Genomic DNA, 13,562 nt, shown 5'->3' with positions numbered 1-13,562 from the left:
CCACCCCACCCCCCCCTCGCCCAAGACCCACATACACCAAACACCCCACTAAAATTCTCCCCTATATTTCCCCGCCGGCCGGGGGGGATTCGAATTTCGCGCGAAATTGTGACAGGGGTGCTCAGGAGGGCGAACCCTGCTGGAGGGTCTGCACCTTGAGCTGCTCGCCCGGGAGGTCCGGGTTGGCGCAGGCCGTCCCGCTCAGGGGAACGAACATCGAGTCGTACTCCTGGGGCGGGTAGATGCGCAGGCCGCGGGCCTCCTCCGGGCGGCAGGTGGCCGGGTCGTAGTTCTCCGTGCGCGGGGCCGCCAGCGGCGCCCACGCCTGTCCGCCGGGTCGCAGGGTGATGGCGGCTCCCTTGTCGCCCTGGCGCTCGGCGGGCCGGCCGATCTGGTGACCGTCGTCGCCGCCGACGTAGGACACCCCGGCGAAGCCCTGGATCTCGCAGGTGCTGGTGCCGGAGTTGGTGAACCGCAGCGCGTGGTGCACGGTTCCGGCGGCCGCGTCGACGTACTCCACCGTGACGGCGAGGTCCCCCACCTCGCACAGCCGGCTCTCCGGCGCCGGGTCGGCCTCGGTGATCGAGGTCGTCTCGGCGGACGGCGGCACCTCGGCGCTCGGGGTGTTCCCGGTCGCCTCGGAGTGCGTCTGCGGCTCCGGCGAGGAGCCGCCGAGGAACCTGCCGGACGACGTCGCACCGTCCTCGTCGCAGGCGCTGAGACCGATGGTGAGCAGTGCGGCGGTGGCCGCCAGGATGATCCTCGTGCGAGTCATGTTCTCCACCTCTCGGTGCCGATCACTCACTTGAGGAGACGCGCATCGGTCGTGGAGGTTGTTCGGACTCGTGAGCGGAGGCAACTAGTCCTGGTGGAAGGTTCGCCGGTAGGCGGCCGGCCCGATGCCCAGCCGGGCGCGCAGGTGCTTGCGCAGCGAGGTGGCGGTGTTGAGCCCGGAGGCGACCGCGACCTCCTCGATCGGCAGGTCGGTGTGCTCCAGCAGGTGCCGCGCGTGCTCGATGCGCTGTCCCAGCAGCCAGTCCAGCGGCGAGGTGCCGGTCTCCTCGCGGAACCGCCGGGTGAAGGTCCGCACGCTCATGCCCGCGTGCGCGGCGATCGCCTCCAGGGTCAGCGGTTCGGCGAGCCGGTGCAGCAGCCATTCGCGGGTCGGGGCCGTGCCGGTGGCGCCAGGGGAGGGCAGCGGGCGTTCGATGAACTGCGATTGCCCGCCGTCGCGCCAGGGCGGGACGACGTTGCGCCTCGCCGCCCGGTTGGCGATCTCGCTGCCGTGGTCGTTGCGGATGACGTGCAGGCACAGGTCGATCCCGGCGGCCACCCCCGCGGAGGTCAGCAGGTCGCCGTCGTCGACGAACAGCACGTCCGGACGCAGCTCGACGTGCGGGAACATCGCGCGGAACCGGTCGGCGTGCGCCCAGTGCGTGGTCGCCGGACGGTCGTCGAGCAGCCCGGCGGCGGCGAGCACGAACGCGCCGGTGCAGATCGACATGATCCGGGTGCCCGCGGGCAGGTTCCGCAGGTAGTCGGTGACCTTGGGGTCCTCGGTGAAGGTGTCGGTGTCGACGCCGGGCACGATCACCGTGTCCGGCTCGCGCAGCGCGTCGGTGCCGCACTCGGGCAGGATCGTGAAGCCCCTGTTCGAGGCCAGCGGCCCGCCGTCGATGCTGCACACGCGCACCTCGTAGAGGGGTCCGCCCGGCCCGGTGGCGCCCGCGAAGATCTGCGGCGGTATCGACAGGTCGAACCCGACGACGGTCTCCACGCCGAGCACGGCGATCCGATGCGGCCTCATGGCCGAATCTTCCCACATATTGTCCCACCGGCCACTGGTTCGACCCCCAGCGCTCGATCACGCTGGTCAGCATGGTTCGCATGCTGCCCGCGCGGGTCCACCCCGCCTGGTCGATCGCCGTCGTCGCGTTCATCGCTCTGGTGGGGGCCGCCGCCTTCCGGTCGGCGCCCGGGGTGCTGATGGACCCGCTCCACCAGGAGTTCGGCTGGCCGCACGGGCTGATCTCGGCGGCGGTGTCGCTCAACCTGCTGCTGTTCGGGTTGACCGCGCCGTTCGCCGCGGCGCTGATGGTGCGCTTCGGCGTCCGGCGCGTCACCACCTCGGCGCTGCTGCTCGTGGGGGTGGGCAGCGGGCTGACGGTGTTCATGACCGAGCCGTGGCAGCTGATCCTGTGCTGGGGCCTGCTGGTGGGGCTGGGCACCGGTTCGATGGCGCTGGCGTTCGTTGCCACGGTGGTCGACCGCTGGTTCGTGGCCCGGCGCGGCCTGGTCAGCGGCGTGCTCACGGCGGGCAGCGCGACCGGCCAGCTGGTCTTCCTGCCCGTGGAGGCGATGCTGGTGGAGAGCTGGGGTTGGCGCACGGCCTCGCTGACCATCACCGCCGCCGCGCTGCTGGTCGCCGTCATCGTCTGGCTCGTGATGCGCGAACACCCGCGCGATCTGGGGATTTCCGCCTACGGGGCCACCGGTGACGAGCCGGAACCCGCGCAGGACAGGGGAAATCCCGCGGTGATCGCCGTCCGCACGCTCGCGCAGGCGGCCCGCACGCCCGCCTTCTGGCTGCTGGCAGGTGGTTTCGCGATCTGCGGGGCCAGCACCAACGGCCTGGTCAACACCCACTTCGTGCCCGCCGCGCACGACCACGGCATGCCCACCACGATGGCCGCCGGGCTGCTCGCGCTCATCGGCGTCTTCGACGTGCTGGGCACCGTGGCGTCGGGCTACCTCACCGACAAGATCAACCCGCGCGTGCTGCTGGCCGTCTACTACACGCTTCGCGGGGCCTCGCTGTTCGTGCTGCCGCAGCTGTTCGCCCCGACGCCGGGGGTGGAGATGGTGATGTTCGTCGTCTTCTACGGCCTGGACTGGGTCGCCACGGTGCCGCCGACGATGGCGCTGTGCCGGGAGCACTTCGGGCCGAAGGCCTCGGTGGTGTTCGGCTGGGTGTTCGCCTCGCACCAGGTGGGTGCGGCGGCCGTCGCCGGCGGGGCCGGGCTGATCCGCGACCACTTCGGCGACTACGCGCTGGCCTGGTACGGATCGGGATTGCTCTGCCTGCTGGCGACGGCCTTCTCCGTATCGATCCGGAGAAACGCCCCCAAGTGGCCCGACGCGGACCGGGGCGCGAATCCGGCCCGGACGGGTGCCTGAGGCACGGCCCATTCTTCAGAGCGCTCCCAAGATCGGAAAATAGGCCGGAGGGATCAGCGGGGCGTGAGCCGGGTGGTGCAGCGGACCGGTTTCCGGTCGCGTGACCAGCGGGTTCGCCGCGCCAGGCCGGTGGGAATCGGTTCAGATCGGCTGACCTGCGAAATTGCCAGTTGTCGTCGCGCGGTGGGAACGGCCGGGTAATCTCCGGGGTCATGTCTGAGCTTCTCGCCCGTGCGGTCGGCGAGCGCGGTGAGCTCGTGCTGATGCGCCGCGACGACGCGCTGGAACTGCGGGTCAACGGCGTGTTCGTGATGGACACCGCGCACACCGAGACCGAACGCATGCTGGCCACAGCCACCCTCGGCCACCTCGCCCGCTCCGGCGGGCTCCGGGTGCTCATCGGCGGGCTCGGCCTCGGGTTCACCCTGCGCGAGGTGCTGGCCGACGAGCGCGTGCGCGAGGCGCACGTGGTGGAGATCGAGCCCGACCTCGTGGCCTGGCACCGCGACGGGCTGGTCCCGGACACGGCGGACGCGCTGGCCGACGAGCGGGTGCGCATCAGCGTCGGCGACATCGCCTCGGTCCTGGGCGAGCAGCCCGACGGCGGGTGCGACGTGCTGCTGCTCGACGTCGACAACGGCCCGGACTTCCTGGTCTACGAGGAGAACTCGGCGCTCTACGGACCGGGGTTCCTCCGGCGCTGCAAGGACAAGCTCGCCCCCGGCGGCACGCTGGCGGTGTGGTCGGCCGACGCCTCGCCCGAACTGCTCGGCGCGATGCGGGACGTCTTCGGCGACTGCACCGAACTGGCCATCCCGGTCACCCTCGGGCAGCGCGAGACGACCTACCACCTATTCGTCTCGCACCAGGTCGAGTTCCAGCAGGCTGGGCTCCAGAACTCCCTCTAGCACCAGCAGTTTTCGCTTGGCCTCCAAGCCGGGGCCGAATCCGCCGAGCCCGCCGCCGGAGGCCAGCACCCGGTGGCACGGCACGATCAGCGGCACCGGGTTGGAACCCATGATCGACCCCACCGCGCGGGACGCCTCCGGTCTGCCGGAGAGCTCGGCGAGGCGCTTGTAGCTGACGGTCTCGCCGAAGGGCACCAGCTCCTGCAGCGTCCGCAGCACGTGCGCGCGCAGCCCGTCGAGCTCGGTCCAGTCGATCGCGAGCCGGAACTCCCGGCGCTCGCCGGAGAAGTACTCGCCGAGCTGACCCGTCGCCTCGTCCGCGAGACCGCCGGGCTCGGCCGAGGGGAACTCGGCGAGCGCGAGGTCCGGACCGGCGAAGGCGACCCGCCGCACACCGGTCCCGGAGGCCACCACGGTGATGTCCCCGACCGGTCCCGCCACGGTGCTCCACGTCAGCTCCACCGGCTCAGCGTAGCGCTCGCCACCGACACCCGGCCGCGCTCGCAAAGATCCGCTCACCTGCGGATTTCCGCGCCCCCGAGTTGCACGGAGCGGGTGCGGGGCGCAAGGTCCTGGCGGCTTTCAGCAAACGGCCGTCAGACGAAGGCCAATCCCGTGCCCTGCGAGTTAGGCTCCGAAACATGTCCGAAACGCACGCCCACCGACGAGACGCACTCCGCAGCCGACTGCGGGAGCGGGACCTGGACGCCCTCCTGGTGACCGACCTGCTCAACATCCGCTACCTGACCGGCTTCACCGGTTCCAACGCCGCGCTGGTGGTGCACGCCGCCGACGGCCCCGGCGGCGAGGACCGCACCGTGTTCTGCACCGACGGCCGCTACCTGACGCAGGCGGAGGAGCAGGTCGCGGACCTGGAACGCGTCATCGACCGGGCGAGCGACCTGGCCATCGCCCAGCGCCTCGGCGAGGAGGCCACCGACCACCGGCGGGTCGGCTTCGAGTCCCAGCACGTCACCGTGGACAACCGCGACGTGCTCGACGACGCCGCGGGCAAGGCCGAGCTGGTCCGGGCTCCGGGCATGGTCGAGCAGCTGCGGTTGATCAAGGACGCGACCGAGATCGAGGCGCTGCGGATGGCCTGCGCCGCCGCCGACCGCGCTCTGGCCGACCTCATCGAGCACGGCGGACTCCGCCCGGGACGCACCGAGCTGGAGGTCGCCCGCGAGCTGGAAGCCCGGATGCTGGACAACGGTGCCGCGGGCCCGTCGTTCGAGACGATCATCGCCGCGGGCGCGCACTCCGCGATCCCGCACCACCGGCCCACCGACGCGGTGCTGGCCCACGGCGACTTCGTCAAGATGGACTTCGGCGCGCTGGTCGACGGCTACCACTCGGACATGACCCGCACGGTCGTGCTGGGCAAGGCCGCCGACTGGCAGCGCGAGATCTACGAGCTGGTTCGCGCCTCGCAGGCGGCCGGCCGCGCGGCCGTGAAGATCGACACCGAGGTCCGCGACGTCGACTCCGCGGCCCGCCAGGTGATCGCCGACGCGGGGTACGGCGAGCAGTTCCTGCACGGCTTGGGACACGGCGTGGGGCTGGAGATCCACGAGGCGCCCACGTTGTCGCAGCGCGGGGACGGTAGAATCGCCGAGAGGATGGCGGTCACCGTCGAGCCTGGCGTCTATCTGGCCGGGCGGGGCGGGGTCCGCATCGAGGACACGCTGGTCGTGCGGCCCGGCACACCGGAGCTCCTCACCCTGACGACCAAAGAGCTCGTCGAAGTCTGACGCACGACGAGTGCGCGGAATTTCGCCGGCACCCCGTCGCGGCCCGGCGCAACACCAAGCCATCACCACAGGAGAACCCCCACGTGGCTTCCACGAACGACCTGAAGAACGGACTGGTGCTCAACCTCGACGGCCAGCTGTGGTCCGTCGTCAACTTCCAGCACGTCAAGCCCGGCAAGGGCGGCGCCTTCGTCCGCACCACCCTCAAGAACGTGCTCTCCGGCAAGGTCGTCGACAAGACCTTCAACGCCGGCGTGAAGGTGGAAACCGCCAACGTCGACCGCCGCGAGATGACCTACCTGTACTACGACGGCAACGACTACGTCTTCATGGAGCCGGAGACCTTCGAGCAGGTCAACGTCACCCCTGACGTCGTCGGCGACGCCGCGAAGTTCATGCTGGAGAACAGCCAGGTCGTCGTCGCCCGGCACGAGGACGCTCCGCTGTACGTCGAGCTGCCCGCCTCGGTCGAGCTCCTCGTCGAGCACACCGACCCCGGCGTGCAGGGCGACCGCTCGACCGGCGGCACCAAGCCGGCGACGCTGGAGACCGGCGCCGAGGTCCAGGTCCCGCTGTTCCTGAACACCGGTGACAAGGTCAAGGTCGACCCGCGCGACGGCCGGTACCTCAGCCGCGTCAACTCCAAATGAGCGGCTCGCGCAGCAAGGCTCGTAAGCGCGCGGTCGATTTCCTCTACGAGGCCGATCTGCGCGAGACCGATGCCGTCACGCTCATGTCGGACCGGATCGGCGCGCCCGAGACGGCTCCGGTCCCGGATTACACGATCACCCTCGTCGAGGGCGTGAACGAGAACCGGGAGCGCATCGACGAGCTGCTCACCCAGCACATCGAGGGCTGGACGCTCTCGCGGATGCCGGTCGTGGACCGCGCCGTGCTGCGGCTGGGCCTCTACGAGCTGCTGTGGTGCCCGAAGGGCGACGTGCCGCCGGTGGTGGCCGTGGACGAGGCGGTGGAGCTGGCCAGGGCGCTGTCCACCGACGACTCCCCGCGCTTCGTCAACGGCGTCCTCGGACGCCTGGCGGGGATTCGCGACAGGCTGCGCAAGACCCTCCCCAAAGAGGAAACCCCGGTCGACTAGGGGCGGCTGTGTGGTTGGTTTGCTCAGCGGTGCGGGTGGCGGAACCTCAGCGGCCCCCTGGGGCCGGGCGCCACTCCTGATGTATGCCATACGCGGCGTCGCGGCGTCCTCCCCGGAGGGCCGGTGAGAAATCCCCCGAAGGGGACGACACGGCGGTGCGAGTTGAGTCCCACACTTGAAACGGCGGCCTTCCGCCGCACTTTTTAGCCACGAAGAGGGGCACCTGCCGGTCGGCAGGTGCCCCTCTTCGCGTTCACGGGGTGTCCTCACCCGAACGGCGGTGTGCTGTCGGTGTGCTGAGCGCACTGGGTGCTCGATCGGCGACCGATCGGGTGAGGGCCCTGAAAGCCCAGGGGCACCCGTCGCGGCTTCGCCGCTGGGTGCCCCGGTCCGCCTATCGGTGTTGTTTCACTCCTCGCGGGCAGGGCGCGCCTCCGGGGGAAGCACACCCCAGTCGATGAGCTGCTCGGTGAGCTCGCCCGGCGTCATGTCGTAGATGATCGCCAGGGACCGCAGGTCTTCGGTGCGGATGGACAGCACCTTGCCGTTGTAGTCACCGCGCTGGCTCTGGATCGTGGCCGCGTAGCGGGCCAGCGGTCCCACTTTCTCGGCAGGCAGTTGTTGCAGGCGCTCCAGGTTGATCACGACCTTCGTGGCCGGTTCGGCTCCAGAAGGCACGCGGCCCTCGGGCAGCAGCTCCGCGACCGGCACGCCGTAGAAATCGGCGAGTTCGGCCAGCTTCTGCACGGTCACCGCGCGGTCGCCTCGCTCGTAGGACCCGACGACCACGGCCTTCCACCGTCCGCCAGACTTCTGCTCGACGCCGTGCAGCGACAGACCTTGCTGCTGGCGGATAGCGCGGAGTTTGCTGCCCAGCGCCTTGGCGTAGTCGCCCATGTGGCGTTTCTCCGTTCGTTCGCCCCGTCAGCCGATAACGGCGACCGGGGAGCAAAGCTCAGATCGATACGGAGAGTAATGTTCGCTCGCGAGCGTCACCAGGTCAAGTTGGTCTTCGATGCCGATGTGGCGAGCGCCAACACACCACCCGGTCGATTGACCCGTTGTCGCTGATAGCGTACGGGGCAGCCCGGCGATGCGCAGGTTCATCCCGAACCCGGATTGCGGGGCAGCTCACACACCATCCTTTAAGGACCCGTCCTGTGAGGCGGAGAAGGAGGTCGCACCGTGGCGTCTCGCCATCAGGCGAGCGCGGCGGAACCGGCAGGGCAGCGGGAGTTGCTCTCGGCCGGTGACGTTGCGCGCACGATAGCCCGAATCGCGCACCAGATCATCGAGAAGACCGCGCTGGACACCGGCGACGGTTCCGTGGTGCTGCTGGGCGTTCCCACCAGGGGAACCCCGCTGGCCAGGCGGTTGGCCGACAGGATCAGCGAGTTCAGCGGTGTGACGGTTCCCGTCGGCACCCTGGACATCACGCTGTTCCGCGACGACCTGCGCTCCCAGCCCAACCGGCCGCTGGAGCCCACCAACCTGCCGCCCGGGGGCATCGACCACAAGCTGGTCGTGCTCGTCGACGACGTGCTCTTCTCCGGGCGCACCGTGCGCGCCGCCCTCGACGCCCTGCGCGACCAGGGCCGTCCCCGCTCGGTGCAGCTGGCCGTGCTGGTGGACCGGGGACACCGGGAACTGCCGATCCGCGCCGACTACGTGGGCAAGAACATCCCGACCTCCCGCAGCGAGGACGTGGCCGTTCAGCTGTCCGAGACCGACGGCGAGGACCGCGTGGTGATCCACAAGGAACAGACGCAGGAGGACGTGTGATGCGCCACCTGCTGTCCACCGAGGGCCTGTCCGCCGCCGACGCGACCGCCGTCCTCGACACCGCCGACACGCTCAAGCAGACGCTGCTGGGGCGCGAGGTGAAGAAGCTCCCCACGTTGCGCGGGCGCACCGTGGTGACGCTGTTCTACGAGAACTCCACCCGGACCCGGGTGTCCTTCGAGGTCGCCGGGAAGTGGATGAGCGCCGACGTGATCAACGTGTCGGCCAGCAGCTCGTCGGTCGGCAAGGGCGAGTCCCTCCGGGACACCGCGCTGACGCTGGCGGCGGCCGGCGCGGACTGCGTGATCATCCGGCACCCCGCCTCCGGCGCCGCCCACCGGCTCGCCGGCTGGCTGGAGCAGGACGGCACCCAGGTCGTCAACGCGGGCGACGGGATGCACGAGCACCCCACCCAGGCCCTGTTGGACGCCGCGACCCTGCGGGAGCGCCTGGGGGACGTCTCAGGGCGTCGCATCGGCATCGTGGGCGACCTGCTGCACAGCAGGGTCGCGCGGTCCAACGTGCACCTGCTGCGGACGCTGGGGGCCGAGGTGACGCTCATCGCGCCGCCGACGCTGGTGCCCACCGGCATCGAGCACTGGGGCGCCGAGGTGCGCCACGACCTCGACCCGGAACTGCCCAAGCTGGACGCGGTCATGCTGCTGCGGGTGCAGGCCGAGCGGATGCACGGCGGGTTCTTCCCGTCGGCGCGCGAGTACTCGATCGCCTACGGCCTCAACGAGAAGCGGCTGGCGAAGATGCCCGAGCACGCGGTCGTGCTGCACCCGGGCCCGATGCTGCGCGGCATGGAGATCGCGCCGTCGGTCGCCGATTCGCCGCGCGCCGCCATCACCCAGCAGGTCGGCAACGGCGTGCACGTGCGCATGGCGGTGCTCTACCACCTGCTGGCCGGAGAGGAGCTCACCGCATGACTCGCGTACTGCTGAAGGACGTCCGTCCCTACGGGGAGGGCGAGCCGGTCGACGTGCTCGTCGAGGGCACCACGATCGCCGAGATCGGCGCGGACCTGAGCGCCGACGCCGACGAGATCGTGCAGGGCGGCGGCGCGGTCGTGCTGCCGGGCTTCGTGGACCTGCACACCCACCTGCGCGAACCGGGCCGCGAGGACGCCGAGACGATCGAGACCGGCTCGATGGCCGCCGCGCTGGGCGGCTACACCGCCGTGTTCGCGATGGCCAACACCGACCCGGTCGCCGACAACGCCGTGATCGTCGAGCACGTGTGGCGCCGGGGCCGCGAGGTCGGCCTGGTCGACGTACACCCGGTGGGCGCGGTGACCGTCGGCCTGGCGGGGGAGAAGCTCGCCGAGCTGGGCACCATGCGGCACTCCGCCGCCGAGGTGCGGGTCTTCTCCGACGACGGCAAATGCGTGCACGACCCGCTGCTCATGCGCCGCGCGCTGGAGTACACCCGCTCGTTCGGCGGGCTGGTCGCCCAGCACGCCGAGGAGCCGCGGCTGACGGTCGGCGCGCAGGCGCACGAGGGCCCGAACGCGGCCCGGCTGGGCCTGGCGGGCTGGCCGGCTCCGGCGGAGGAGTCCATCGTGGCGCGCGACTGCCTGCTGGCCGCGCACACCGGCGGAACCCTGCACGTCTGCCACGTCTCCACCGCGGGCACCGCCGAGCTGCTGCGGTTCTTCAAGGATCGCGAGACCGACGGCACCGTCTCGGCCGAGGTGACGCCGCACCACCTGCTGCTCACCGACGAGCGGCTGGAGACCTACGACCCGGTCAACAAGGTCAACCCGCCGCTGCGCACCGACGACGACGCTCTGGCCCTCCGCCAGGCGCTGGCCGACGGGACCGTGGACTGCGTGGCCACCGACCACGCCCCGCACGCCGCCCAGGACAAGGACTGCGAGTGGTCCGCGGCCAAACCGGGCATGCTCGGACTGCAGACCGCGCTGGGCATCGTGACGCGGACGATGGTGCGCTCGGGCCTGCTGGACTGGCGAGGCGTCGCGCGGGTGCTCTCCGAGCGTCCCGCCGAGATCGCCGGACTGACCGGCCAGGGACGGCCGATCGCCGTCGGCGAACCCGCCAACCTCGCGCTGGTCGACCCGGACGCGGAGTGGACGGTGCGGGCCGCCGAGCTGGCCAGCCTGGGACAGAACTCGCCCTTCGAGGGAATGCGGCTGCCCGGTCGGGTCGTCGCGACGCTGCTGCGCGGTTCGGTGACCGCGCACGAAGGCAAGGTGAGGCGCTGATGGAACGCTTGTTGTGGGTGCTCGCGCTCGCCGCGCTGGCGGCGCTGGTGTTCTTCGGGATGCGGCGCGGCTGGCTGGCCCGAGCCCGACGACAGGCGGCCGAGCTGCCTCCCTTCCCGGAGCGGCCGGCCGACCCCGGCGCCGAGACCCTGACCCCCGCCACCGGCATGTACATCGGCACGACCAGCGCCGATGACTGGCAGGACCGCATCGCGGTCGGCGACATCGGGCACCGCGCCAACGGAACCGCGCACCTGCACGCCCAGGGCCTGCTGATCGAGCGCGACGGCGCTTCGGCGGTGTGGGTCCCGGCCGAGTCCGTGGTGGACGCCCGGCTGGACCACAAGCTGGCCAACAAGGTCGTGCCCGGGGCCGGTCTGGTGGTGGTGACCTGGCGTCTCGGCGATCAGCTGCTGGACACCGGGTTCCGCGGCGACGACAAGCAAGCGCAGACCGAGTGGGTCGAGGCGATCCGATCGCTGCCCGCTCACACGACTTCGAACGAGTCGGAGGACGGATGAACGACGTTCTCGCAGCTGTTCATCCGACCGACCGGGGCGTGGGGCATCCCCACGCCAGCACAGGAGGAGAAATGACCGCGTACACACCGGCCGCGTTGGTGCTGGAAGACGGCCGGATCTTCCGCGGGGAGGCTTACGGCAAGGTGGGCCGCACCCTCGGGGAGGTCGTGTTCACCACGGGCATGACCGGCTACCAGGAGACGCTGACCGACCCGTCCTACCACCGGCAGATCGTGGTGCAGACCGCGCCGCAGATCGGCAACACCGGATGGAACGACGAGGACGACGAGTCGGACAAGATCTGGGTCGCCGGCTACGCCGTGCGCGACCCCGCCCGTCGCCCGTCGAACTGGCGCTCCACCCGGAGCCTGGACGACGAGCTGACCAACCAGGGCGTCGTCGGGATCTCCGGGATCGACACCCGCACCCTGACCCGCCACGTGCGCGAGCTGGGCGCGATGCGCGGCGGCATCTTCTCGGGCTCCGAGCTGGTCTCGGACGAGCAGATGGTGGCCGCGGTGAAGGACTCCTCGGAGATGGTCGGCGCGTCCCTGGCGGGCGACGTCACCACCGGCAAGACCTACGTGATCCCGGCCGTGGGCCAGAAGCGATTCACGGTGGCCGCGCTGGACATGGGCATCAAGGCGAACACGCCGCGGATGATGGCCGAGCGAGGCATCGAGATCCACGTGATGCCGCTGGCGTCCACGATGGACGAGATCCTGGAGGTCGCGCCGGACGGGCTGTTCCTGTCCAACGGTCCCGGTGACCCGGCGACCACCGACGCGCAGGTCGAGCTGACCCGCCGGGCCCTGGACCGGAAGCTGCCGCTGTTCGGCATCTGCTTCGGCAACCAGGTCCTCGGTCGCGCTCTGGGCCGCGGCACCTACAAGCTGCAGTACGGCCACCGGGGCATCAACATCCCGGTCATCGACCAGGAGACCGGCAGGGTCGCGATCACCGCGCAGAACCACGGTTTCGCCGTGGAAGGCGAGCCGGGCGAGGAGTTCGACACCGACTTCGGCCGCGCGATCGTGTCCCACCACTGCGCCAACGACGGTGCCGTCGAAGGTCTGCGGCTGCTCGGCGGCCCGGCCTTCTCCGTCCAGTACCACCCCGAGGCGGCGGCCGGTCCGCACGACGCCGCCCCGCTGTTCGACAAGTTCGTTGATCTGATGAGCGAGGCCCGCTGATGCCGAAACGCACTGACATCAAGCACGTACTGGTCATCGGTTCCGGGCCGATCGTGATCGGTCAGGCGTGCGAGTTCGACTACTCCGGCACCCAGGCGTGCCGGGTGCTGCGCGAAGAGGGCATCCGCGTCTCGCTGGTGAACTCCAACCCGGCGACGATCATGACCGACCCGGAGTTCGCCGACGCCACCTACATCGAGCCGATCACGCCCGAGTTCGTCGAGAAGGTCATCGATGCCGAGCGCCCGGACGCGATCCTGGCGACCCTGGGCGGGCAGACGGCGCTGAACACGGCGATCGCGCTGCACGAGCGCGGTGTGCTCGACAAGTACGGCGTGGAGCTCATCGGTGCCGACGTGGACGCGATCCAGCGCGGCGAGGACCGGCAGATGTTCAAGGACATCGTGCGCTCGGTCGGCGGCGAGGTGCCCTCGTCGAAGGTCTGCAAGTCGATGGACGACGTGCGCTCGTTCGTCGCCGAGTCCGGTCTGCCGGTGGTCATCCGGCCCAGCTTCACCATGGGTGGTCTGGGTTCGGGCATGGCGCACACCGAGGAGGACCTGGAGCGGATGGCCTCCTTCGGCCTGTCCGAGTCCCCGGTGCACGAGGTGCTCATCGAGGAGAGCGTGCTCGGCTGGAAGGAGTACGAGCTGGAGCTGATGCGCGACCACGCCGACAACGTGGTGGTCATCTGCTCCATCGAGAACGTCGACCCGATGGGCGTGCACACCGGTGACTCGGTGACGGTGGCGCCGTCGATGACGCTGACCGACCGCGAGTACCAGCACATGCGCAACGTCGGCATCGACGTGCTGCGCGAGGTCGGCGTGGACACCGGTGGCTGCAACATCCAGTTCGCCATCCACCCGAAGAACGGCCGCATGGTCGTCATCGAGATGAACCC

The 13,562-nt window shown here is 70.5% G+C and carries 14 protein-coding genes and 1 pseudogene; 11 read left to right on the top strand and 4 right to left on the bottom strand.

The window, feature by feature from the left end; genetic code table 11:
• Positions 1-121 precede the first annotated feature (121 nt).
• Positions 122-775: a DUF4232 domain-containing protein gene (locus tag AB0J91_RS32440; protein ID WP_363876721.1), complete on the bottom strand. Its 654-nt coding sequence runs from the start codon at positions 773-775 to the stop codon at positions 122-124.
• Between the two features lie 84 nt (positions 776-859).
• A complete protein-coding gene (locus AB0J91_RS32435) occupies positions 860-1,807 on the bottom strand; it encodes a helix-turn-helix domain-containing protein (protein WP_363876718.1) in 948 nt (315 codons plus the stop codon).
• A gap of 71 nt (positions 1,808-1,878) precedes the next feature.
• On the opposite strand from AB0J91_RS32435, the gene AB0J91_RS32430 reads away from it, so the two are divergent.
• Complete coding sequence (locus AB0J91_RS32430; RefSeq protein WP_363876715.1) at positions 1,879-3,177, top strand: MFS transporter; 1,299 nt, start codon at positions 1,879-1,881, stop codon at positions 3,175-3,177.
• Positions 3,178-3,389: 212 nt separating this feature from the next.
• Positions 3,390-4,085, top strand: coding sequence for a hypothetical protein (locus AB0J91_RS32425; RefSeq protein WP_363876713.1), 696 nt, complete (start codon positions 3,390-3,392; stop codon positions 4,083-4,085).
• Here AB0J91_RS32425 and AB0J91_RS32420 read toward each other — a convergent pair.
• Positions 4,029-4,547: a methylated-DNA--[protein]-cysteine S-methyltransferase gene (locus AB0J91_RS32420; RefSeq protein WP_363876710.1), complete on the bottom strand. Its 519-nt coding sequence runs from the start codon at positions 4,545-4,547 to the stop codon at positions 4,029-4,031. The genes AB0J91_RS32425 and AB0J91_RS32420 overlap by 57 nt on opposite strands.
• A gap of 179 nt (positions 4,548-4,726) precedes the next feature.
• Here AB0J91_RS32420 and AB0J91_RS32415 point away from each other — a divergent pair, with 179 nt between their 5' ends.
• The 3 genes from AB0J91_RS32415 to nusB all read left to right on the top strand — a co-directional run bounded on the left by AB0J91_RS32415 (position 4,727) and on the right by nusB (position 6,935).
• Positions 4,727-5,836, top strand: a complete 1,110-nt coding sequence (locus AB0J91_RS32415; RefSeq protein WP_363876707.1) for a Xaa-Pro peptidase family protein — start codon at positions 4,727-4,729, stop codon at positions 5,834-5,836.
• Between the two features lie 83 nt (positions 5,837-5,919).
• Complete coding sequence (gene efp / locus AB0J91_RS32410) at positions 5,920-6,486, top strand: elongation factor P (protein ID WP_363786411.1); 567 nt, start codon at positions 5,920-5,922, stop codon at positions 6,484-6,486.
• The gene (gene nusB / locus AB0J91_RS32405) at positions 6,483-6,935 is read left to right on the top strand and encodes a transcription antitermination factor NusB (RefSeq protein ID WP_363786413.1); all 453 of its coding nucleotides are present in this window, start codon (positions 6,483-6,485) and stop codon (positions 6,933-6,935) included. The genes efp and nusB overlap by 4 nt, the downstream gene beginning before the upstream one ends.
• A 408-nt stretch (positions 6,936-7,343) precedes the next feature.
• Here nusB and AB0J91_RS32400 read toward each other — a convergent pair whose 3' ends face one another.
• Positions 7,344-7,832, bottom strand: a complete 489-nt coding sequence (locus AB0J91_RS32400) for a transcriptional regulator (RefSeq protein WP_010311046.1) — start codon at positions 7,830-7,832, stop codon at positions 7,344-7,346.
• 288 nt (positions 7,833-8,120) lie between these two features.
• Between AB0J91_RS32400 and pyrR the strand changes: the two genes are divergently transcribed.
• From pyrR to carB, 6 genes and pseudogenes are all read left to right on the top strand, one after another.
• The gene (gene pyrR / locus AB0J91_RS32395; RefSeq protein WP_363786415.1) at positions 8,121-8,717 is read left to right on the top strand and encodes a bifunctional pyr operon transcriptional regulator/uracil phosphoribosyltransferase PyrR; all 597 of its coding nucleotides are present in this window, start codon (positions 8,121-8,123) and stop codon (positions 8,715-8,717) included.
• On the top strand, positions 8,717-9,649 hold the full coding sequence (locus tag AB0J91_RS32390; RefSeq protein WP_363876704.1) for an aspartate carbamoyltransferase catalytic subunit: 933 nt from the start codon (positions 8,717-8,719) through the stop codon (positions 9,647-9,649). The genes pyrR and AB0J91_RS32390 overlap by 1 nt, the downstream gene beginning before the upstream one ends.
• Entirely contained in the window at positions 9,646-10,944 is a 1,299-nt protein-coding gene (locus AB0J91_RS32385; RefSeq protein ID WP_363876701.1) for a dihydroorotase, read from the top strand. The genes AB0J91_RS32390 and AB0J91_RS32385 overlap by 4 nt, the downstream gene beginning before the upstream one ends.
• Positions 10,944-11,465, top strand: coding sequence for a transporter (locus tag AB0J91_RS32380; protein WP_363876698.1), 522 nt, complete (start codon positions 10,944-10,946; stop codon positions 11,463-11,465). Before AB0J91_RS32385 ends, AB0J91_RS32380 begins: the two co-directional genes overlap by 1 nt.
• Before the next feature lie 71 nt (positions 11,466-11,536).
• A complete protein-coding gene (carA, locus tag AB0J91_RS32375; RefSeq protein WP_363876695.1) occupies positions 11,537-12,658 on the top strand; it encodes a glutamine-hydrolyzing carbamoyl-phosphate synthase small subunit in 1,122 nt (373 codons plus the stop codon).
• Positions 12,658-13,562 (top strand): annotated as a pseudogene (gene carB / locus AB0J91_RS32370) (carbamoyl phosphate synthase large subunit); the annotation flags it as partial. The gene carA and the pseudogene carB, both read left to right, overlap by 1 nt.

Source organism: Saccharopolyspora sp. NPDC049357 (assembly GCF_040677225.1).
Taxonomy (GTDB): domain Bacteria; phylum Actinomycetota; class Actinomycetes; order Mycobacteriales; family Pseudonocardiaceae; genus Saccharopolyspora.
This window is presented reverse-complemented; position numbering and strand designations above follow the sequence as displayed.